Annotated in this window: 20 protein-coding genes; all 20 read left to right on the top strand. The window is 70.2% G+C overall.

What is annotated here, in order from left to right:
* The first annotated feature begins 131 nt into the window (after nt 1–131).
* A complete protein-coding gene (gene rpsD / locus RF650_RS09995) occupies nt 132–773 on the top strand; it encodes a 30S ribosomal protein S4 (RefSeq protein WP_098055916.1) in 642 nt (213 codons plus the stop codon).
* Between the two features lie 224 nt (nt 774–997).
* The gene (locus RF650_RS09990) at nt 998–1,477 is read left to right on the top strand and encodes a DUF948 domain-containing protein (protein ID WP_241180694.1); all 480 of its coding nucleotides are present in this window, start codon (nt 998–1,000) and stop codon (nt 1,475–1,477) included.
* Nucleotides 1,478–1,479: 2 nt separating this feature from the next.
* Nucleotides 1,480–1,938, top strand: a complete 459-nt coding sequence (locus RF650_RS09985; protein WP_368814819.1) for a hypothetical protein — start codon at nt 1,480–1,482, stop codon at nt 1,936–1,938.
* Nucleotides 1,938–4,625 carry an alanine--tRNA ligase gene (gene alaS / locus RF650_RS09980; RefSeq protein ID WP_131332984.1) on the top strand — a complete coding sequence of 896 codons (2,688 nt, stop codon included), beginning with the start codon at nt 1,938–1,940 and terminating at the stop codon, nt 4,623–4,625. Before RF650_RS09985 ends, alaS begins: the two co-directional genes overlap by 1 nt.
* Nucleotides 4,625–5,128, top strand: coding sequence for a Holliday junction resolvase RuvX (ruvX, locus tag RF650_RS09975; RefSeq protein WP_206398801.1), 504 nt, complete (start codon nt 4,625–4,627; stop codon nt 5,126–5,128). The genes alaS and ruvX overlap by 1 nt, the downstream gene beginning before the upstream one ends.
* A gap of 92 nt (nt 5,129–5,220) precedes the next feature.
* On the top strand, nt 5,221–6,420 hold the full coding sequence (gene mltG, locus RF650_RS09970; protein WP_131332982.1) for an endolytic transglycosylase MltG: 1,200 nt from the start codon (nt 5,221–5,223) through the stop codon (nt 6,418–6,420).
* Between the two features lie 10 nt (nt 6,421–6,430).
* The gene (locus tag RF650_RS09965; RefSeq protein ID WP_368814818.1) at nt 6,431–7,348 is read left to right on the top strand and encodes a shikimate dehydrogenase; all 918 of its coding nucleotides are present in this window, start codon (nt 6,431–6,433) and stop codon (nt 7,346–7,348) included.
* 93 nt (nt 7,349–7,441) lie between these two features.
* Nucleotides 7,442–8,692 carry a chorismate synthase gene (gene aroC, locus RF650_RS09960; protein ID WP_368814817.1) on the top strand — a complete coding sequence of 417 codons (1,251 nt, stop codon included), beginning with the start codon at nt 7,442–7,444 and terminating at the stop codon, nt 8,690–8,692.
* On the top strand, nt 8,689–9,246 hold the full coding sequence (locus RF650_RS09955; protein WP_368814816.1) for a shikimate kinase: 558 nt from the start codon (nt 8,689–8,691) through the stop codon (nt 9,244–9,246). The genes aroC and RF650_RS09955 overlap by 4 nt, the downstream gene beginning before the upstream one ends.
* Nucleotides 9,243–10,328 (top strand): 3-dehydroquinate synthase, encoded by a 1,086-nt coding sequence (aroB, locus tag RF650_RS09950; RefSeq protein WP_368814815.1) that lies wholly within the window; start codon nt 9,243–9,245, stop codon nt 10,326–10,328. Before RF650_RS09955 ends, aroB begins: the two co-directional genes overlap by 4 nt.
* Before the next feature lie 146 nt (nt 10,329–10,474).
* The gene (gene efp, locus RF650_RS09945) at nt 10,475–11,038 is read left to right on the top strand and encodes an elongation factor P (protein ID WP_064845882.1); all 564 of its coding nucleotides are present in this window, start codon (nt 10,475–10,477) and stop codon (nt 11,036–11,038) included.
* Nucleotides 11,035–11,451, top strand: coding sequence for a transcription antitermination factor NusB (gene nusB / locus RF650_RS09940; protein WP_368814814.1), 417 nt, complete (start codon nt 11,035–11,037; stop codon nt 11,449–11,451). Before efp ends, nusB begins: the two co-directional genes overlap by 4 nt.
* Nucleotides 11,452–11,559: 108 nt before the next feature.
* Nucleotides 11,560–12,222: a bifunctional pyr operon transcriptional regulator/uracil phosphoribosyltransferase PyrR gene (gene pyrR, locus RF650_RS09935; RefSeq protein ID WP_368814813.1), complete on the top strand. Its 663-nt coding sequence runs from the start codon at nt 11,560–11,562 to the stop codon at nt 12,220–12,222.
* On the top strand, nt 12,219–13,202 hold the full coding sequence (locus RF650_RS09930) for an aspartate carbamoyltransferase catalytic subunit (RefSeq protein ID WP_064845879.1): 984 nt from the start codon (nt 12,219–12,221) through the stop codon (nt 13,200–13,202). The genes pyrR and RF650_RS09930 overlap by 4 nt, the downstream gene beginning before the upstream one ends.
* Before the next feature lie 10 nt (nt 13,203–13,212).
* On the top strand, nt 13,213–14,523 hold the full coding sequence (locus RF650_RS09925; RefSeq protein ID WP_368814812.1) for a dihydroorotase: 1,311 nt from the start codon (nt 13,213–13,215) through the stop codon (nt 14,521–14,523).
* A gap of 22 nt (nt 14,524–14,545) precedes the next feature.
* Nucleotides 14,546–15,040, top strand: coding sequence for a hypothetical protein (locus tag RF650_RS09920; protein ID WP_064845878.1), 495 nt, complete (start codon nt 14,546–14,548; stop codon nt 15,038–15,040).
* Between the two features lie 57 nt (nt 15,041–15,097).
* Nucleotides 15,098–16,282: a glutamine-hydrolyzing carbamoyl-phosphate synthase small subunit gene (gene carA, locus RF650_RS09915; RefSeq protein ID WP_064845877.1), complete on the top strand. Its 1,185-nt coding sequence runs from the start codon at nt 15,098–15,100 to the stop codon at nt 16,280–16,282.
* Nucleotides 16,282–19,602, top strand: a complete 3,321-nt coding sequence (gene carB / locus RF650_RS09910) for a carbamoyl-phosphate synthase large subunit (RefSeq protein ID WP_368814811.1) — start codon at nt 16,282–16,284, stop codon at nt 19,600–19,602. The genes carA and carB overlap by 1 nt, the downstream gene beginning before the upstream one ends.
* Nucleotides 19,595–20,599, top strand: a complete 1,005-nt coding sequence (pyrF, locus tag RF650_RS09905; protein WP_368814810.1) for an orotidine-5'-phosphate decarboxylase — start codon at nt 19,595–19,597, stop codon at nt 20,597–20,599. Before carB ends, pyrF begins: the two co-directional genes overlap by 8 nt.
* A 169-nt stretch (nt 20,600–20,768) precedes the next feature.
* Nucleotides 20,769–21,083, top strand: coding sequence for an integration host factor, actinobacterial type (gene mihF / locus RF650_RS09900; protein ID WP_064845875.1), 315 nt, complete (start codon nt 20,769–20,771; stop codon nt 21,081–21,083).
* Nucleotides 21,084–21,175 lie beyond the last annotated feature (92 nt).

Raw genomic sequence — 21,175 nt, 5'->3', positions numbered from 1 at the left:
GCTAGGTCCGTCGGATTGCGGCTGATCCGCACCTCTCCCGTGGGAACCGATTCCCGCGCCGGAGGCCAGTACCACCCAGAACGGAACGCGGGTCCATCCCGTACGCCGTCGAACCGCATGAAAGGCAAGTTGTGTCCAACAGCTCCAACAGTGTTCGTGTGCGCCGTCAGGTGCGCAAGTCCCGTGCCCTCGGCATCCCGCTGACGCCGAAGGCCGAGAAGTACTTCGAGCGCCGCCCGTATGCTCCCGGTGAGCACGGCCGTGCCCGCCGCAAGCAGGATTCCGACTACAAGGTCCGGCTGATGGAGAAGCAGCGGCTGCGCGCGCAGTACAACATCCGCGAGAAGCAGATGCACCGCGCGTACGTCGAGGCCAAGCGTGTCGAGGGTCAGACCGGTGAGAACCTCATCGCCCTGCTCGAGACCCGTCTCGACGCCCTTGTCCTGCGTGCCGGCTTCGTCCGCACGATGGCCGCCGCCCGCCAGGCCGTGGTGCACCGCCACATCATGGTGGACGGTCAGCGCGTGGACCGCCCCTCGTACCGCGTGCGCCCGGGCCAGACGGTCCACGTGCACCCGCGTTCGGAGAAGATGGTCCCGTTCCAGATCGCCGCGACCGGCGCCAACCAGGATGTCCTCCCGGACACCCCGGCCTACCTGGACGTCACGATCGACCGTCTGCAGGCCAAGCTCACGCGCAAGCCGCAGCGTTCCGAGGTCCCCGTGACCTGCGAGGAACAGCTCGTGGTGGAGTACTACGCACGGATGGCCTGATCCTCCGTGCCCTCCGTCGCCCATGTCACGGGTGACGGGCGAACAGCCCGCGGCCCTCGGCTGCGGGCTGTTCGCGTCCCGGGGACGACGGCGCACGGGCACACCGGGCCCGGTGGCGCCGGATTCCCCGTTGCACCCGGGTTCTTGGGTAGAGTTGCGCTTCGGTCGGTCTTGCGCGCGGGTCCGACCCTGATCTCGAAGTAGGAACGGAGTTGTGGTCGCTCATGGACGGTGGGGATATCGCCGGATTGCTCGCGGCATTGGTCTTCGCGGTGCTCGTGGGGTTGCTCGCGGTGCCCATCATCAAGCTAGGTCGTGTCTTCGATGAGCTGCGCCTGAGCATCCGCTCCATCAACGACGGCACCGCCCCACTGATCGACGAGGTCACGCGCACCGTGGCCACCACCAACACCCAGCTCGAGAAGGTGGACGGGATCACGTCCAACGTCTCGGACGCCTCCGCCAATGTCTCCGCACTGTCCTCCCTCGTGGCCTCCACGGTGGGGCAGCCGCTGATCAAGGTCGCGTCCTTCTCCCACGGGCTGCGCCGCGCGTTCAGCCCCCAGGCCGGTGCCCAGACCCGGCCCGGCCCCCATACCGAGCCCGGTGCCGCGCCCGGTGGCGCGGCGACCGGCACGACCACCGGGTCCACGGACGCGCACGCCGCAGGCCGTGCGACCGGGCCCACGGACACCAGGAGCTGAGCATGGGTTTGTGGTCCAAACTCGCACTGCTCGCCGCGGGCGCCGTGGTGGGCGGAGCGGCCACGCGCGTGGCCTCCGACCCCGCCGCACGCGAGGCGATCGGGCGGCAGGTGCAGAGCGGCACCCAGGGTGCGGTGGCCCGCCACGGCTCCGAGGCCGCCGTCGAACGCCGCGCGAGCGGGAGCGCCGTGGAGCTCTTCCGCACCGCCGCGCGGCGGTTCCAGGACTTCGCCGCCCGGGTGCGCGCGGGGATGAACGAACGCGAGGCCGAGCTGCACGAGAAGTTCGGCGTGCGCACGCCCGTGGACCACACCGCGAACCACCCGGACGCCCCGCACCACGCGGCACCACCGCCGGATGCCCCGTGGCGGGCGGACACCGCCCACGAGCCGGGCCCCGCACCGGGCGACCCCCGGGGTCGGATCATCACACACGTCCCATCGGAAGGGAATGACCGGTAATGCTCTCCCATGAGATCACACAGCGCTGGCTGAGCTACTTCGAGGGCAAGGGCCACCAGGTGGTGCCCTCGGCCTCGCTGGTGTCGCAGCAGCCCGGAGCCATGTTCACCATTGCCGGTATGGTCCCGTTCATCCCGTACTTCCTGGGCCAGGAGACGCCCCCGTACTCGCGGGCCACCTCGGTGCAGAAGTGCATCCGCACCCTCGACATCGACGAGGTCGGCAAGACCGCCCGGCACGGCACGTTCTTCCAGATGGCCGGGAACTTCTCCTTCGGTGACTACTTCAAGTCCGGCGCGATCCCCATGGCGTGGGAGCTGCTGACCTCCTCGCTCGAGGACGGCGGCTTCGGGCTGGACCCGGAGCGGTTGTGGGTCACCGTGTACGAGGGGGACCAGGAGTCCTACGACCTGTGGCACGACACCGTGGGGCTGCCCTCCGAGCGGATCCAGCGCATGGGCCGGGACGAGAACTACTGGGACACCGGACAGCCGGGTCCCGCGGGTCCCGACTCCGAGATCTTCTACGACCGCGGCCCGCGCTACGGCCAGGACGGCGGTCCGGCCGTGGACGACGAGCGGTTCATCGAGATCTGGAACCTCGTGTTCATGCAGTACCAGCGTGGCGAGGGCAACGGCAAGGACTACGAGATCCTGGGGGACCTGCCCCAGAAGAACATCGATACCGGTCTCGGCGTGGAGCGCCTGGCCATGCTGCTGCAGGGCGTGGAGAACTTCTACGAGACGGACCAGGTCCGCCCCGTGCTCGACGCCGCCGCCGAACTGTCCGGTCGCGCCTACCGCGGCGCGGAGAAGCCGGGGGAGCAGGGCTACGAGGACGACGTCCGCATGCGCGTCGTCGCCGACCACGTGCGCTCCTCGCTCATGCTGATCGCGGACGGTGTCACGCCGGGCAACGAGGCCCGCGGGTACATCCTGCGCCGCTTGTTGCGCCGCGCGGTGCGCGCGATGCGCCTGCTCGGGGTGACGGACCCTTGCCTGCCCGTGCTGCTGCCGCGCTCTCGCGACGCGATGAAGGGCGTCTACCCCGTGGTCGAGGATGACTTCGAACGGATCTCCAAGATCGCGTACGCCGAGGAACGCGCGTTCCTCAAGACCATCGAGTCGGGCACCACCCGCCTCGAGCACGCCGTGGAGCTCGCCAAGGGCGAGAAGCGCGCCCTGAGCGGCGCGGACGCGTTCGCGCTGCACGACACGTTCGGTTTCCCCATCGACCTGACCCTGGAGATGGCCGGCGAGGCGGGCGTGGCCGTGGACGAGCGGGCCTTCCGTGAGCTCATGGCCGAGCAGCGTGAGCGGGCCCAGCAGGACGCGCGCGCCAAGAAGGGCGCCATGGCGGACCTGTCCGAACTGCGCCGCCTGTTGGACGACCACGGCAGCCGGTTCACGGGCTACACCGAGCTCGTGACCCCCACGACCGTGCGCGCGATCCTCGCCGACGGTGTCCCGGTGCCCGCGGCGAGCGAGGGCGCGCGCGTGGAGGTCGTCCTCGAGGCCACGCCGTTCTACGCCGAGTCCGGTGGCCAGGCCGCCGACACCGGCGTGATCGACTCCGCGGACGGGCTGCGCCTGACCGTGGAGGACGTCCAGCAACCCGTCAAGGGACTGTCCGTGCACCGGGTCACCGTGGCCGCTGGCCAGGTCGTCACGGGTGACGAGGTCACCGCGCGCGTGGACTCGCGGCGCCGTCACGACGGCGAGGCCGCCCACTCGGGCACGCACGTGATCCACGCGGCGCTGCACGACGTGTTGGGTCCCGACGCCGTGCAGCGCGGGTCGTTCAACAAGGAGGGTTACCTGCGCTTCGACTTCTCCCACGGGGAGGCCCTCACGCCGTCCCAGGTGCAGGAGATCGAACAGATCGCCAACACCGCGATCCGGGACGACTTCGAGGTCGTGACCCGCGAGATGCCGCTCGCCGAGGCCAAAAAGCTCGGGGCGATGTCCCTGTTCGGTGAGAAGTACGGGGACGAGGTGCGCGTGGTCGAGATGAACGGCCCGTGGTCACGTGAACTGTGCGGTGGCACGCACGTGGGCTCCACGTCCCAGCTCGGTTCGCTGTCCCTGGTCTCGGAGCAGTCCGTGGGCTCGGGCAACCGCCGTGTGGAGGCGCTCGTGGGGTTGAATTCGTTCAACCACCTGGCCGCCGAGCGCACCCTGGTCAACCAGCTCACGGGCATGCTCAAGGTCCAGTCCAGCGCCGAACTGCCCGAGCGCCTCGCGGCGACGCTCGAGAAGCTCAAGGAGACCGAGCGCCAGCTCGCGGGGCTGCGCCAGCAGCAGCTGCAGGCGCAGGCCGGCCAGCTCGCGCAGGACGCGCAGACCGTGGGCTCCGTGCGCGCCGTCCTGCACGACGCCGGTGAGATCGCCTCGGCGGACGCTCTGCGCACCCTCGCTCTCGACCTGCGCGCCCGTCTGGGATCCGACGCCGCCGTGGCCGCGGTGACCGGTGTCGCGAACGGGCGCCCGCTCGTCGTCGTCGCCGTCAACGACGCCGCTCGCGACGCCGGCCTGGCCGCGGGCCAGCTCGTGCGCACCGCAGCGACCGCGCTCGGTGGTGGCGGGGGCGGAAAGCCGGACGTGGCCCAGGGCGGCGGTTCCGACCCGGCCCGCATCCCCGACGCGCTGGCCGGGATCCGCGAGCAGATCCTGGCCACGGCGGGCTGATGCCGCAACCCTTCGCACGCGGTGTGCGCATGGGCGTGGACGTGGGGACGGTCAGGGTCGGTATCGCCCTGACCGACCCCGACGCCGTGCTCGCGACCCCGCACGACACCCTCGGGCGGGACAGCAACCCCCGTAAGGCCTTCGATGTGAAGATCATCACCCGGTTGTGCGAGGAACGGGACGTGATGACCGTCTACGTGGGGCTGCCGCGCAGCCTCGACGGCGGTGAGAATGCCTCGACGCGGATGGCTCGTGATTACGCGGCCTCACTGGTTCGTCGGTTAGGCTCACGGGGGTGCACCACAGCGGTGCGCCTGGTGGACGAGCGGTTGTCCACGGTGAGCGCGCACCGGTCGCTGTCGGACTCGGGTGTGTCACGACGTCATCACATGGACAGGGTCGATCAGGCCGCCGCGGTGACGTTCCTGCAGACGGCGGTGGACGAGGGGCGGCGGACCGGTACGGAACCGGGCGAACCCGTCCCGGACCGGGCTGCTGATTAGAGTTGACCGTGCGGGCGGTGATCCTGGCCCGCAGCACCCCACATGTGCACCATGAACGGCGGACGGAGAGAATTCGTGAGCGGAGAGAATTCGTGAGCAGAGAGCCGCGGGAGACCGGCACCGGTGACGGACAGGGCCACCGGTCCGACGGTGACGTGCTGACCTCTTCGAACGACGCGGGGGAATCCCGCCTGGCGGGGGCCTTCGAACACCACGACGTGACCCCGGAACAGCGGCAGCGCCGCAAGGTCCGTTCGCGCGCGTCCCTGGCCACGGCGATCGCGCTGTTCATCGCGGCTCTGGTCGTGGTCGTGGCCGTCCTGGGGTCCGCGTTCGGTCTGTTCGAACGCAAGGACTACCGCGGTTCCGGGGACCAGGACGTCACGTTCTCCGTGGCGGACGGCAGTTCCACGGGACAGATCGCCCAGGACCTGCAGACGCAGGACATCGTGGCCAACGCCTCCCACTTCGTCTCCACCTTCCAGCAGCGATACCCAGAGCAGTTCATCCAGCCCGGGGAGTACCAGCTCAAGACCCGCATGAGCTCCGACGCCGCCATCGACGCTCTCATGGAACGGGGGGAGGCCACCCACTATGCGGCCATCCCCAAGACCCAGCGCAAGGGGGACACGTTCGCGGCCCTGAGCCAGGCCACCGGGATCGACAAGTCCGAGTTCGAGAAGCTCGCCACGGACAAGGCCAAGTTCGGCATCCCGGACCGCTTCCCCGACCTGGAGGGCTGGCTGCACCCGGGGGAGTACCACTTCCCGCTCGACGCCACCGCGGAGCAGATCCTGCAGGAAATGGTGGACCGGACCAAGGACACGCTGTCCAAGAACGACGTCCCCGAGGACCGCTGGTTCGAGGTGCTCACGATCGGCTCCATCGTGGAGTTCGAGGGCACGCCCCAGGTCTACCGTTCCGTGGCCGGGGCGATCGAGAACCGGATCAACAACCCGAACGGCGAGACCAGCGGCTTCATCCAGTCGGATGCCTCCGTGACCTACGGGCTCGGCAAGACCACCGTGCACCTTACTGACGAGGAGAAGCGGGACAAGTCCAATCCGTACAACACGTACGCGAACCCGGGCCTGCCCGTGGGTCCCATCGGGTCCCCGAGCGACGACGCGATCGCCGCAGCGGCGAACCCCGAGAAGAACGACTACTACTACTGGGTAACGGTGAACCTCGACACCGGTGAGACCAAGTTCTCCAAGACGTACGAGGAGCACCAGCGCTACGTGCAGGAGTACCAGCAGTGGTGCTCGGACAACCCCGGTAAGTGCTCCTGAGGGGCGCGCGATGACGCGATCCTCCGTGCGGGCCGCGGTGCTGGGGCACCCCGTGGGCCACTCTCTGTCCCCGGTGCTGCACGCGGCCGCCTACGAGGCCCTGGGGCTCACGGCGCACTACACGCGCCGGGACGTGCCCGTGGGCGAATGGGACACCTTCTGGGCGGGCGCCCGGGCTGCGGGGGACTGGGGCGGGTTCTCGGTCACCATGCCCCTGAAACCCCTCGCCGCCCGAGACGCCGACCGGGTCACCCCGCTCGTGCGGGCGCTCGGCGTGGCCAACACACTCACGTTCGAGGACGACGGACGCGTGGTCGCGGACAACACAGATGTCATGGGCATCATGTCCGCCGTGAGCGCGGCCGGCGCGATCCCGGGGACCCCGCGCGCCGTCGTGCTCGGCGGAGGGGCCACCGCCAGCGCGGCCGTCGCGGCCCTGCACGGGCTCGGGGCCGAGACGGTGGACGTCGTCGTGCGGACACCCTCGCGTGCTCGGACCCTCGAGGCCGTGGCGCGGGCGGTGGGCACCGAGGTGCGCACCGTGGCGTGGGAGCACGCCGCCGAGGCACTGCACACCGCGGACGTGGTCGTGGCGACCCTGCCCCCGCGCGGTGCGGACGAGCTCGCGTTGCAGTGGCGCGCCCAGGCGCCGTCGGTGTCCGGCGTGCTGCTCGACGCCGCGTACGACCCGTGGCCCTCACGGCTGGCGTCTGCATGGCAGGACGCGGGGGGCGCGATCGCCCCCGGTGTCGATATGCTGATCTTCCAGGCCGTGGATCAGGTCCGCTGGTTCACGCAGGGCGATCCCCTCGTGGCGACACCGCACGAGGACCGGGTGACCGCGGCCATGTGTCGCGCGGTGGGACGGCCCGAACGTGGCATCCCGCAGCGCGTGCGCATCGCGCAAGCCACACGACTCGCGCCGTGACCCGGCGCGCGTGCCGCCCGGGCCGGCGCGCACGACCGAGCGAGACGAATTGACCGCGGGGCGTGGACCCCGGGCGAGAACTGGAGTGTTTAGATGTTGCGTTGGCTCACGGCCGGGGAATCACACGGTGAGGCGCTCGTGGGGATCATCGAAGGTGTCCCCGCCGGTGTGGAACTGACCACCGGGATGATCCAGGACGCGCTGGCCCGGCGCCGGCTCGGGTACGGCCGCGGCGCCCGCATGAAATTCGAACAGGACCGCGTGCGCATCCTGGGCGGGGTCCGCCACGGGCTCACGCAGGGCGGGCCGGTCGCGATCGAGATCGCCAACACGGAGTGGCCCAAGTGGCAGGACGTCATGAGCTCCGACCCGGTGGATCCCGCGGTGCTCAAGGGCCGGGCCCGCAACGCGCCCCTGACCCGCCCGCGCCCCGGTCACGCGGACCTCACCGGCATGCAGAAGTACAACTTCGCCGAGGCCCGCCCCGTGCTCGAACGGGCGTCGGCCCGAGAGACGGCCACGCGCGTGGCGCTCGGTGTCGTGGCCTCCCAGGTCCTCGCGGCCCTCGGGGTGCGGCTCGTGTCCCACACGACCGCGATCGCGGAAGTGTCGGTGCCCGAGGGCGCCGCGCTGCCCGGCCCGGACGACGTCGCCGCGCTGGACGCCGATCCGCTGCGCTGCTTCGACGCCGGGACCTCCGAGGCCATGGTGGCCGCGGTGGACGAGGCGCACAAGGCGGGGGAGACCCTGGGCGGCGTCGTCGAGGTCCTCGCCGAGGGCCTGCCCCCGGGACTCGGCTCGTACGTGCACTGGGACCGACGCCTGGACGCGCGCCTGGCCGGGGCCCTGATGGGCATCCAGGCCATCAAGGGCGTGGAGGTCGGGGACGGGTTCCGCACCGCCGCGCGCCCGGGCTCCGCGGCCCATGACGAGACGCTGGCTGCCGACAAGACCGTGCACCGGGTCTCCAATCGCGCCGGCGGCATCGAGGGCGGCATGTCGATCGGTGACCTGTTGCGCGTGCGTGCCGCGATGAAGCCCATTGCCACGGTCCCGCGCTCGCTGCACACCGTGGACGTGGCCACGGGTGAACCCGCCCGCGCCCACCACCAACGCTCGGACGTGTGTGCGGTACCCGCGGCCGGCGTGGTGGCCGAGGCCATGGTCGCGCTCGTGCTCGCCCAGGCCGCCCTCGAGAAGTTCGGCGGCGACTCGATCACCGAGACGGTACGCAACAAGGACGCCTACCTCGCGGGGATCCCCGCCAACCTGCGCACGTCCCCCGAGCTCGCGGACCCCGCCGCGCTGGCCGCCCTGGACGAGGTGCGCGGGGACCTGGCGTGACGCGCCCGGCCCTGCCCGTGGTGCTGATCGGGCCGATGGCGGCGGGCAAGTCCCACGTGGCACAGCATCTCGCGGAGCACTACGGGTTGCCCCACGTGGACACCGATCGCGTGATCGAGTCCCGCTACGGACCCATCCCGCGGTTGTTCCGCGCCCGCGGGGAGGCCGAGTTCCGCCGGATCGAGGCGCAGGTCGTCGCCGAGTTGCTCGACGACCCCGACACTGTCGGGTGCGTGATCTCCCTGGGCGGGGGCGCACCCATGTCCCCGCTCGTACAGCCGCTGCTGGCCGGGCACACGGTCGCATACCTGGAGGTGGACCTGGACACCGTCCGTCCGCGGATCAAGGGCAACACGACCCGCCCCATGCTCCAACCGGATCCCGAGGCCCGCTGGAGCCAGATCATGGCCGAGCGCCGCGAGACCTTCGAACGCCTCGCGACCATCCGGCTCGACGGCGCCGCGCCGCGCACCGTGGCGCAGATCGCCCGTGAGCTCTACCTCGCGCTGGGCGAACCGATCGCGCAGCCGCGCGGAAAGGAACACACCGCATGAGTGATCCCGTCAGCATCCCCGTCCACGGCGGTCCCGACAACCGCTACGACGTCCTCGTGGGCAACGGCCTGTTGAACCGCGTGCCCGAACTGCTGGGCGAGCGCGTCAAGAAGGTGCTCATCATCCACCCCCGCGCGCTGCGCGCCACGGGTGACGTGGTGCAGCAGAACCTCTCCGCCGTCGGGATCCAGAGCTTCGTGGCCGAGATCCCGGACGCTGAGGAGGGCAAGCGCGTGGAGGTCGCGGCGTTCTGCTGGCAGATCATGGGCCAGTCGGACTTCACGCGCACGGACGCCGTGGTCTCCGTGGGCGGCGGCGCCGTGACGGACCTCGCCGGTTTCGTGGCCGCCACGTGGTTGCGCGGGGTGCGCGTGATCCACCTGCCCACCACGCTGCTGGGCATGGTGGACGCCGCCGTGGGCGGGAAGACCGGGATCAACACCGCGGAGGGCAAGAACCTCGTGGGAGCATTCCACCCACCGGCCGCGGTCGTGTGCGATCTGGACTCACTGCAGACCCTGCCGCAGAACGAGCTGCTCACGGGCATGGCCGAGGTGGTCAAGTGTGGGTTCATCGCGGACCCGCGCATCCTCGAGCTGATCCGGGAGAACCCGCAGGAGGTGCGGGACGCGGCGTCGCCCGTGGTGCGCGAGCTGATCGAGCGCGGGATCCGGGTCAAGGCCGAGGTCGTCTCCTCGGACCTGAAGGAATCCGGGCGGCGCGAATACCTCAACTACGGCCACACACTGGGGCACGCGATCGAGCACAACGAGCGTTACCAGTGGCGCCACGGCGCGGCGGTGTCGGTGGGCATGGTCTTCGCGGCGGAACTCGGGCGCGCGGCCGGGTCGTTGTCCGACGACGTCGTGCACGAGCACCGCGAGATCCTCACGTCCCTGGGGCTGCCCGTGACGTATCGCGCGGACCAGTGGCCCCGGTTGCTCGAGGTCATGAAGCGGGACAAAAAGACCCGTGGCAACCTGTTGCGCTTCGTGGTGCTGGACCGGATCGCCGCACCGCGGATCATGGAGGTCCCGGACCCCGCGATCCTCTTCGCGTGCTACCAGGAGATCGCGGAGTGAGCCCGCGCGGACGGCACGGCGAGCGCCGTCGTCCGCGCCCCTGAGCACTGCTCGGCTGGCACGGCGGGCGGGCGCACGCGGTAGACTGGTCCGGCTCCACGCGCCCCGCCGCCGCGCGGCGACGTTCCCGACGAGAAAGTGACACCGTGGCAACCAGCAACGACATCAAGAACGGCACCATCCTCAAGCTCGACGGCAACCTCTGGCAGACCATCGAGTTCCAGCACGTCAAGCCCGGGAAGGGTGGCGCGTTCGTGCGCACCAAGCTGCGCAACGTGACCAGCGGCAAGGTGGTGGACAAGACGTTCAATGCCGGTGCCAAGATCGAGACCGCCACGGTGGATCGCAGCGAGTACCAATACCTGTACCAGGACGGCGAGGACTACGTCTTCATGGACAACTCCACGTACGACCAGATCACGGTGCCGGCCGCCGTCGTGGGGGACGCCGCGAACTTCATGCTCGAGAACCAGAACGTGACCGTGGCCATGCACGAGGGCGCGCCCCTGTACATCGAGATGCCGCCGTCGGTCGTGCTCGAGATCACCTACACCGAGCCGGGTCTGCAGGGTGACCGCTCCACGGGCGGCACCAAGCCCGCCACGGTCGAGACCGGCTACCAGATCCAGGTCCCGCTGTTCCTCGAGCAGGGCACCAAGGTCAAGGTCGACACCCGCACCGGTGACTACCTGGGACGCGTCAACGAGTGAGCGGCGCCCGGAGCAAGGCCCGGATCCGCGCCGTCGAGATCCTGTTCGAGGCCGAACAACGTGACGAATCCGTCCGGGACGCCTTGGTGCGGCGGCGGGAGAACTCCTCCTCGCCCATCAACCCGTACACGGTGGACATCCTCGAGGGCGTCCACGACCGGCGCGAGGACATCGACGAGTTCCTGGAGACCTACTCCCAGGGCTGGGAGCTGGACCGGATGCCGGCGGTGGACCGCAACGTGCTGCGGGTGGGGGCATGGGAGCTGCTGTACAACTCGGAGATCCCGGACGGCGTGGCCGTCGCGGAAGCGGTGGCCGTGGCCCGGCAGCTGTCCACGGACGATTCGCCCCGCTTCGTCAACGGGCTGCTGGGGCGGCTGCAGAAGGTCAAGCCCTCCTTGCTCGACGACTGAACCCACCCCGGTCCGTGCTCGCCACGGGCCGGGGTTTTTCGTGTGGTAGCTTCGACTACGGATCGCACCCTTTAAGTCCGTCCGGTGAGGCGGGGAAGGAGGCGGCACGTGAGCGTGCCCGAACACGCCGAGCAGTCACCGCGGAGCATGACGTCCCGCGTAATTCTCTCGACACCCGACATCGACCGGGCCCTGTCCCGGATCGCCCACGAGATCCTCGAGTCCAACAAGGGCTCCCGGGGTCTCGTGCTGCTGGGGATCGCCCGTCGCGGCTACCCCTTGGCCCAGCGGTTGGCCGCCAAGCTCGAGCAGATCGACCCCGACTTCCACGCGCAACAGAGCACAGGTCAGCTCGACATCACGATGTACCGCGACGACCTGCGGCGTCATCCCGCGCGCACCCCGCAACCCACGGTGATCCCGGAGTCCGGGATCGACGGGCGCACCCTTGTGCTCGTGGACGACGTCCTGTTCTCGGGGCGCACGATCCGCGCGGCCCTGGACGCCCTCGTGGACGTGGGACGCCCCAACGCGGTGCGCCTGGCCGTGCTCGTGGACCGTGGCCACCGCGAGCTGCCCATCCGCGCGGATCACGTGGGCAAGAACCTGCCCACGTCCTCCCACGAGAAGGTCCGTGTGCTGCTGCGCGAGTCCGATCCCCAGCCGCGCGCGAGGGGTCACGAGGACTGCGTGATCATCGACTCGCCGGTGGTCTCCGACGATGACGTCGCCCGCGCCCCCGGTACCGCCGGGAAGGGGCCGCGCGTATGAAGCACCTGCTGACGACCAACGAGCTGAGCTACCCCGAGGCAGTGCGGATCCTGGACACCGCGGACCAGATGGCCGCCGTGTCCTCGCGCTCGGTCAAGAAACTGCCCGCCCTGCGTGGGCGCACCGTGGTCAACCTGTTCTTCGAGGACTCCACGCGCACGCGGATCTCGTTCGAGACCGCGGCCAAACGGCTCAGCGCGGACGTGATCAACTTCTCCGCCAAGGGCTCCTCGGTGTCCAAGGGCGAGTCGCTCAAGGACACCGCACAGACGCTCATGGCCATGAGCGCGGACGCCGTGGTGATCCGTCACGCGTCCTCCGGCGCCCCGCAGCAGCTCGCGGACTCCGGGTGGATCGACGCCGCGGTGATCAACGCCGGGGACGGCAAGCACGCGCACCCCACCCAGGCCCTGCTCGACGCCATGACCCTGCGCCGCGTGCGTTCGCGGGCCACGGGCATGGCGAGCACCGGGATGGACCTCGAGGGGATGCACGTGGTGATCGTGGGGGACGTGCTGCACTCCCGCGTGGCCCGCTCCAACGTGTGGTTGCTCACGACCCTGGGCGCACGCGTCACGCTCGTGGCCCCGCCCACCCTGGTCCCCGTGGCCATGGACGACTGGCCGTGCGAGGTCGGCTACGACCTGGACGCCGTGCTGGCCGAGGCCCCGGACGCCGTGATGATGCTGCGGTTGCAGCGTGAGCGCATGAACGCCGCGTTCTTCCCGAGCGAGGCCGAGTACACGCGCGGCTGGGGGCTCACGTCCCAGCGCGTGCAGCGCCTCGAGCACATGGGTGCGCCCACGGTGTTCATGCACCCCGGGCCCATGAACCGCGGCCTGGAGATCTCCTCAGAGGCCGCCGACTCCCCGCGCTCCACCGTGTTGGAGCAGGTGGCCAACGGTGTGGCCGTGCGGATGGCCGTGTTGTTCCTATTGCTCTCCGGCGACGAGAGCTCCCCGTACCCGAGCGAGAACTGAGGTGGCCCGCATGAGCTCCTACCTGATCAGCAACGCCCGCCCCGAGGGCGGTGAGCCCGCGGACCTGTTGCTCACGGACGGGGTGATCGCCGCCGTGGGGCCCGTGGGCACCCTGGACGTGCCCGAGGGCACGGACGTGATCGACGCCGCCGGCGCCGTGGCCCTTCCGGGTCTCGTGGACATGCACACCCACCTGCGCGAACCGGGTCACGAGGACGCCGAGACCGTGGAGACCGGAACGCGTGCGGCGGCCCGCGGCGGGTTCACCGCGGTGTTCGCGATGGCCAACTCCCACCCCGTGGCGGACACCGCCGGCGTGGTCGAGCAGGTGTGGCAGCTGGGCCGCGACGCAGGCTGGGCGGACGTCCACCCGGTGGGCGCGGTCACGGTGGGGCTCGAGGGCACGCAGCTGTCCGAGATCCGCGCGATGGCGGAGTCCCGCGCGGGTGTACGGATGTTCTCCGACGACGGCAAGTGCGTCCACGACCCCGTTCTGATGCGCCGGGCACTCGAGTACGTCAAGTCCTTCGGGGGGATCATCGCCCAGCACGCCCAGGAACCGCGCCTGACCGAGGGCGCCCAGATGAACGAGGGCGCGGTCTCCGCTGACCTCGGTCTCACGGGCTGGCCCGCGGTGGCCGAGGAAGCGATCATCGCCCGGGACGTGCTGCTGACCCAGCACGTGGACTCCCGCCTGCACATCTGCCACCTCTCCACCAAGGGGTCCGTGGACATCGTGCGCTGGGCCAAGGAGCGCGGCGTGGCCGTGACCGCGGAGGTCACCCCGCACCACCTGTTGCTCACCGACGAGCTCGTGCGCACCTTCGACCCCGTCTACAAGGTCAACCCGCCGCTGCGCACGGACGACGACGTCCAGGCCCTGCGCCGTGCCGTGGCCGAGGGCACGATCGACGTGATCGGCACGGACCACGCCCCGCACACCGCGGAGGACAAGGAATGCGAGTGGAGCTGCGCGGCCCACGGCATGACGGGTCTGGAGACCGCCCTCGCGGTGGTCCAGTCGACCCTCGTGGACACCGGGTTGATCGGGTGGGAGCGCGTGGCGCAGATCATGTCCCGCACCCCCGCCCGGATCCTGGGCCTGACCGACCAGGGCCAGGAACTGGCCCCCGGGGCCACCGCGAACATCGTGCTGTGGGAACCCAGCGGGCAGACCCCCGTGGATCCCACGATCCACGCGTCCAAGGGCCGCAATAGTCCGTACCGGGGGATGACCCTGCCCGGCGGTGTGCGCGCCACGTTCTACCGCGGTCACCCCGTGGTGCGCGACGGCGAACCCACCACGCCGCTGACCCGCTGACCACCCCCACGAAAGGCCGCCCATGTCGGACAAGCTCGTACCCACCCTCTTGACCATACTGATCGTCGTGGTGCTCTTCGCCCTGATCCGGTGGGGTTGGCGGGGTCGGGTGCGACGCCAGGCGGGCTTGGCCGCGCCGGCCCAGGCGCCCCGGGACCTGCTGCAGCGGGCCACCGCGCGCGTGGACGGGATGTACGTGGTCACCACCTACACCGCCCAACCGCTCGAACGTATCGCGGGGCATGACCTGGGGGTGCGCACGAACGCGGAGGCGATCGTGGCCCCGGACGGCGTGTTCCTCAACCGCCAGGGCGCCCCGGACGTGTTCATTCCACGGGCGGATCTGCGCGCGGTGTCCACCGCGTCCGGGATGGTCGGCAAGTTCGTGGAACGCGACGGACTCGTGGTGCTGACCTGGGACCTCGGGGACACCCGCGTGGACACCGGCTTCCGCGCGCGCACCGGTGAGGGATCCCGACAACTGGAGGACGCGGCGTCGGCCCTGCTGGACGCCTGAGAACCGAATTCCCGGGAGCCCTCACGCTCCCGGCACGCTCAACGAAAGGAGTTCGCCATGAACTCACCACGCATCGAACCGGCCGTCATGGTCCTCGAGGACGGCACGGTGTTCGAGGGCCGCGCCTGGGGTGCCCCCGGGACGGCCTTCGGCGAAGCGGTCTTCGCGACCGGGATGACCGGCTACCAGGAGACCCTGACCGACCCCTCGTACGCGGGGCAGATCGTGATCCAGACCGCCCCGCACATCGGCAACACGGGCGTGAACCTGGACGACATGGAATCCCGCAAGATCTGGGTCAACGGCTTCGTGGTGCGTGACCCCGCCCGCCGGCCCTCCAACTGGCGCAGCGAGCGCAGCCTGGACGAGGAGCTCGCCGAGCAGGGCATCACCGGGATCCAGGGCGTGGACACCCGCGCGCTGACCCGCCACCTGCGCGACAAGGGTGCGATGCGCGCCGGGATCTTCTCCGGCGATCAGGCCGGTGAGCCCGTGGCCCAGCTCGTGCAGCGGGTCACCGAGCAGCCGGGGATGGCAGGCCGCGCGCTCGCCGAGCACGTGAGCACGGACGAGACCTACGTGGTGGAGCCGCGCGAGCACGGCTGGGACGCCCCGGTGCGCCACGAGGTGGTCGCGGTGGACCTGGGGATCAAGTCCATGACCCCGCAGCGCCTGGCCGAACGCGGGGTACGTGTGCACGTGGTGCCCGCGGACGTGAGCTTTGAGCAGGTCCAGGCGCTGCACCCGGACGGCGTGTTCTTCTCGAACGGCCCGGGGGACCCGGCCACCGCGGACGAGCAGGTGGCTCTGCTGCGCCGCGTGCTGGACGAGGGCATCCCGTTCTTCGGGATCTGCTTCGGTAACCAGCTGCTCGGCCGCGCGCTGGGCTTCGGGACGTACAAGCTCACGTTCGGCCACCGCGGGATCAACCAGCCGGTCATGGACCTCGCCACGGGCACGGTGGAGATCACCTCCCAGAACCACGGCTTCGCGGTGGACGCGCCCGTGGGGGAGCCCGTGACCGCGCCCGAGTCACGCTACGGGCGAGTCAGCGTGTCCCACGTGGGGCTCAACGACGACGTCGTGGAAGGACTGCGCTGCGAGGACATCCCCGCGTTCTCGGTGCAGTACCACCCCGAGGCCGCCGCGGGTCCGCACGACTCCGCCTACCTCTTCGACCGCTTTATCGACATGATGGACCGGGCCGGTCAGAGCCCCGATCCGGAAGCAGGAGACAAGTAATGCCCCGCAGGCAAGACCTCAACAGCGTCCTGGTGATCGGCTCCGGTCCCATCGTGATCGGGCAGGCCGCCGAGTTCGACTACTCCGGGACCCAGGCCCTGCGCGTGCTCAAGGATGAGGGGCTGCGCGTGATCCTGGTCAACTCCAACCCGGCCACGATCATGACCGATCCCGAGTTCGCGGACGCCACCTACGTGGAACCCATCACCCCGGAGACGGTCGAGAAGATCATCGCGAAGGAACGTCCCGACGCCGTGCTGCCCACCCTGGGCGGGCAGACCGCGCTGAACACGGCCCTGGCCCTGGACGCCAACGGCGTGCTCGAGAAGTACGACGTCGAGCTGATCGGCGCGGACGTGGACGCGATCAACCTGGGCGAGGACCGCGAGGCCTTCAAGGGCGTCGTCGAACGCTGCGGCGCGGAGTCCGCGCGCTCGATCATCGTGCACTCCATGGACGAGGCGCTCGTCGCCGCCGAGAAGCTCGGTTACCCCATGGTCGTGCGCCCGTCCTTCACGATGGGCGGACTGGGCTCGGGTCTCGCGTACGACGAGACCGATCTGCACCGCATCGCCGGCGCCGGGATCCAGTACTCACCCACCTCGGAGGTGCTCCTCGAGGAGTCCATCCTGGGGTGGAAGGAGTACGAGCTCGAGATGATGCGCGACGCCAACGACAACGTGGTGGTCGTGTGCTCGATCGAGAACGTGGACCCAGTGGGCGTGCACACGGGCGATTCGATCACTGTGGCCCCGGCCCTGACCCTGACCGACCGCGAGTACCAGCGCATGCGTGACATCGCGATCGCCGTGATCCGTGAAGTGGGCGTGGACACAGGCGGGTGCAACATCCAGTTCGCGGTGGAACCCGCGACCGGGCGGATCGTGGTCATCGAGATGAACCCGCGCGTCTCCCGTTCCTCGGCGCTCGCGTCCAAGGCCACGGGCTTCCCGATCGCCAAGATCGCGACCAAGCTGTCCCTGGGGTACACGCTCGACGAGATCCCCAACGACATCACGCAGAAGACCCCCGCGAGCTTCGAGCCCACCCTGGACTATGTGGTCGTGAAGGTCCCGCGCTTCGCGTTCGAGAAGTTCCCGGCCGCGGACCCCACGCTGACTACGACCATGAAGTCGGTGGGTGAGGCCATGGCGATCGGGCGCAACTTCACCGAGGCGCTGCAGAAGGCCATGCGCTCGCTCGAGCAGAAGGGTTCGTCCTTCAGCTTCGCCCGCCCGGCCGTGGAGCCCGGGCCCAACACGGTGGCCCGGCTCGTGGAGACGTGCCGCGAGACCACCACCCACCGGTTGCGCAACGTGCAGCAGGCCCTTCTCGCGGGTGCGAGCGTGGAACAGGTCTTCGAGGCCACGGCGATCGACCCGTGGTTCCTGGACCAGATCCAGTTGCTCAACGAGACCGCGGACCTGGTGCGCGCGGACCCGGACCTGCGCCCGGTCACGCTGCGGGAGGCCAAGCGTCACGGCTTCTCCGACGCCCAGATCGGTGAGCTGGTCCACCTCGAGGAATCGGTGGTGCGCGGGGTGCGCCACGCGCTGGACATCCGCCCCGTCTACAAGACCGTGGACACGTGCGCCGCCGAGTTCGAGGCGTTCACCCCGTACCACTACTCAAGCTACGACCGCGAAACGGAGGTGGCCCCGCACGAGAAGCCTTCGGTCATGATCCTGGGTTCCGGGCCCAACCGGATCGGGCAGGGGATCGAATTCGACTACTCGTGCGTGCACGCGTCCATGGTGTTGCGCGAGGCCGGGTACGAGACCGTGATGCTCAACTGCAACCCGGAGACCGTTTCGACCGACTACGACATCTCCACGAGGCTGTACTTCGAACCGCTCACGTTCGAGGACGTCATGGAGGTCGTGGAGGCCGAGCGCCGCTCGGGTGGGCTGCTCGGTGTCTTCGTGCAGCTCGGCGGGCAGACCCCGCTCAAGCTCGCGGCGGACCTCAAGGCCGCGGGCGTGCCGATCCTCGGGACGACCCCCGAGGCGATCGACCTGGCCGAGGACCGCGGGGAGTTCGCGCGCGTGCTCACTGAGGCGGGGTTGCGCCAGCCCAAGAACGGCACGGCCCACACCTTCGAGCAGGCCAGCCGGATCGCCCACGAGATCGGCTACCCCGTGCTGGTGCGCCCGTCCTACGTGCTCGGTGGGCGCGGGATGGAGATCGTCTACGACGAGGCGTCCCTGAAGTCCTACCTCGAGAACGCGACCGAGGTCAGCCCGAGCCGCCCGGCCCTGATCGACAAGTTCCTCGAGGACGCGATCGAGATCGACGTGGACGCGCTCTACGACGGCAAGGACTGCTACGTGGGGGGGATCATGGAGCACATCGAGGAGGCCGGGATCCACTCCGGTGACTCCGCGTGCGTGCTGCCCCCCATCACCCTGGGCCCGGACGTGATCTCCCGCGTGCGCGAGGCCACCGAAGCCATTGCGCGCGGCGTGGGCGTGAAGGGTCTGATCAACCTGCAGTTCGCTCTCGCCTCAGATGTGCTCTACGTGATCGAGGCCAACCCGCGGGCCTCGCGCACGGTGCCGTTCGTGTCCAAGGCCACGGGCGTGCAGATGGCCAAGGCCGCCGCGCTGATCGGTACCGGGCGCACCGTGGCCGAGCTGCGCGAGCAGGGGATGCTCCCCGCGGACTACGACGGCACGACCCTGCCCGAGCAGACCCCCACCGCGGTCAAGGAGGTCGTGCTGCCGTTCGCGCGCTTCCGCACCTCGGAGGGCACCGTGGTGGACTCCCTGCTGGGCCCCGAGATGCGCTCCACGGGTGAGGTCATGGGCATCGACCGTTACTTCGACACCGCGTTCGCCAAGGCGCAGGCCGCCGCGGGCGGGCCGCTGCCCACGTCCGGGCGGTTGTTCGTCTCGGTGGCCAACAAGGACAAGCGCTCCGCGGTGATCCCCGTGAAGATGTTCGCGGACCTGGGCTTCGAGATCGTCTCCACGGGGGGCACGGCCCAGGTGCTGCGGCGCAACGGCATCGAGTCCACGGTCGTGGCCAAGATCGCCGACGCCGACGACGGGTCCCCCTCGGTCGCGGACCTGATCACGGACGGGAAGATCGACCTGATCTTCAACACGCCCTCCGGCGGTCAGCAGGCCCGCGGCGACGGGTACCAGATCCGTGCGGCGGCCACGTCCGTGGGCGTGCCCACCATGACGACGGTCTCGGAGCTCGGTGCGGCGCTGCAGGCGATCACCGCGCAGCGGCAGTACTCGTGGTCCGTGACGTCCCTGCAGGAGCACGAGCAGAAGCTGCGGGAGCAGGCCGCCGCGGGGGACACCCGTGGCTGAGTTCGCGCGCGTTCCCTTCGGGGCCCGCCTCGAACGGGCGATGACCGTTGCGGGTCCATTGTGCGTGGGCATCGACCCCCACCCGTCCCTGTTGGACGCGTGGGGGCTGCCCGCCACGGCGAACGGCCTCGAACGCTTCGCGCTGGGCGTCCTGGAGGCCGCGGCGGAGCGGTGTGCGGCCGTGAAACCGCAGGTCGCCCTGTTCGAGGCGTACGGTTCCGCGGGCTTCGCGGTGCTCGAGCGCGTCCTGCGGGAGTCCCGCGCGGCCGGGCTGCTGAGCATCGCGGACGCCAAGCGCGGGGACATCGGCTCCACCATGGCGGCCTACGCGAGCGCGTGGCTCTCCGACGACTCGCCCCTCGCGGCCGACGCCGTGACGCTGAGTCCCTACCTCGGCTTCGAGTCCCTGCGCCCGGCACTGGACCTCGCGCGTGAGACGGGGCGCGGGACGTTCGTGCTCGCGCTGACCTCCAACCCGGAGGGCGCGTCCGTCCAGCACGTGGGCGGCACCGGGTCCGTGGCCGGGTCCGTCCTGGCCGCGATCGCCCGGGAGAACGCGACGGCACAGCCCCGGCCGGGCACGGCGTCGTCGTCCCCGGACGGTTCGACGGCGCCGTCGGACGGCGCCACCGCGGCGGCCGCTCGCGGTGTCACCGGCGCCAATACGGGGGCCGGGAACAATCGTGATGAAATCGTGACGTCACCGTCGGTGGCCACCCTGGGCTCGTGCGGAGCGGTGATCGGGGCGACCGTGGGGGAGGCCCTGGCGTCCCTGGACATCGATCTGAGCACCCTGAACGGGCCGATCCTTGCCCCCGGTTACGGTGCCCAGGGCGCGGACGCCGCGGCCGTGGCCACGGTGTTTGAGCACGTCAGGCCCACAGTGCTCGCGAACTCCTCGCGAGGTGTGCTGCGTCACGGCCCCGACGTCCCCGCGCTGCGGGACGCCATCGACCGCAGCACCGAGGAACTACGCACGCACCTCCAGCTCTCCTGAGACCCCCGTGAACGCCCCTGGCGGCGGCCCGAAAGGCCACGTCAGGGGGGCGTTCATCGTGTTTACGGCGGCAAACGTGTCCGGTACTTTCAGGGGGACGGCTTGCGTGCGTCCCCCCCCCCATCAGGCGCACGGCCGAGCCGCTGTCACACGAGGAGGAGAGCTGGGCATGGCATTGCGGCCACTGACGGACGAAGAGCGCGCACGCGCGCGCGAGAAAGCCACGGCGGCGCGGACCGCGCGGGCGGAGATCAAGAAGGGACTGCGGGACGGGTCGATCACCGTGGCACAAGTGCTGCGCAGGGGCGAGGAGGACGAAGCCGTCAGCCGCCTCAAGGTCACCGAACTGCTCGAGGCCACCCCCGGGATCGGGAAGGTGCGCTCGGCGGCGATCATGAAGCAGATCGGGATCGCACCCACCCGCCGGGTGCGTGGCCTGGGTCAGCACCAGCGCAAGGCGCTCGTGGACTACCTGGACCGCTGAACCCTGGTCCCCGATCCGCACGATCCCGGGCGCAACCACTAGGACCCGCGGTTGATACAGTGACGGGCGAGCTGACCGCTCGCCCGTCACCG

The sequence above is a fragment of the Kocuria sp. CPCC 205297 genome, from assembly GCF_040981035.1.
GTDB lineage: Bacteria > Actinomycetota > Actinomycetes > Actinomycetales > Micrococcaceae > Kocuria > Kocuria marina.
Note: the sequence above shows the minus strand (reverse complement) of the source record. Positions and strands in the feature narration are given on the sequence as shown.

Bases quoted from the DNA above. Each gene is read 5' to 3' on its own strand.
- RF650_RS09990 (WP_241180694.1), top strand. From the start codon at position 998: ATGGACGGTGGGGATATCGCCGGATTGCTCGCGGCATTGGTCTTCGCG.
- RF650_RS09985 (WP_368814819.1), top strand. From the start codon at position 1,480: ATGGGTTTGTGGTCCAAACTCGCACTGCTCGCCGCGGGCGCCGTGGTG.
- alaS (WP_131332984.1), top strand. From the start codon at position 1,938: ATGCTCTCCCATGAGATCACACAGCGCTGGCTGAGCTACTTCGAGGGC.
- ruvX (WP_206398801.1), top strand. From the start codon at position 4,625: ATGCCGCAACCCTTCGCACGCGGTGTGCGCATGGGCGTGGACGTGGGG.
- RF650_RS09965 (WP_368814818.1), top strand. From the start codon at position 6,431: ATGACGCGATCCTCCGTGCGGGCCGCGGTGCTGGGGCACCCCGTGGGC.
- aroC (WP_368814817.1), top strand. From the start codon at position 7,442: ATGTTGCGTTGGCTCACGGCCGGGGAATCACACGGTGAGGCGCTCGTG.
- aroB (WP_368814815.1), top strand. From the start codon at position 9,243: ATGAGTGATCCCGTCAGCATCCCCGTCCACGGCGGTCCCGACAACCGC.
- RF650_RS09930 (WP_064845879.1), top strand. From the start codon at position 12,219: ATGAAGCACCTGCTGACGACCAACGAGCTGAGCTACCCCGAGGCAGTG.
- RF650_RS09925 (WP_368814812.1), top strand. From the start codon at position 13,213: ATGAGCTCCTACCTGATCAGCAACGCCCGCCCCGAGGGCGGTGAGCCC.
- RF650_RS09920 (WP_064845878.1), top strand. From the start codon at position 14,546: ATGTCGGACAAGCTCGTACCCACCCTCTTGACCATACTGATCGTCGTG.
- carA (WP_064845877.1), top strand. From the start codon at position 15,098: ATGAACTCACCACGCATCGAACCGGCCGTCATGGTCCTCGAGGACGGC.
- carB (WP_368814811.1), top strand. From the start codon at position 16,282: ATGCCCCGCAGGCAAGACCTCAACAGCGTCCTGGTGATCGGCTCCGGT.
- mihF (WP_064845875.1), top strand. From the start codon at position 20,769: ATGGCATTGCGGCCACTGACGGACGAAGAGCGCGCACGCGCGCGCGAG.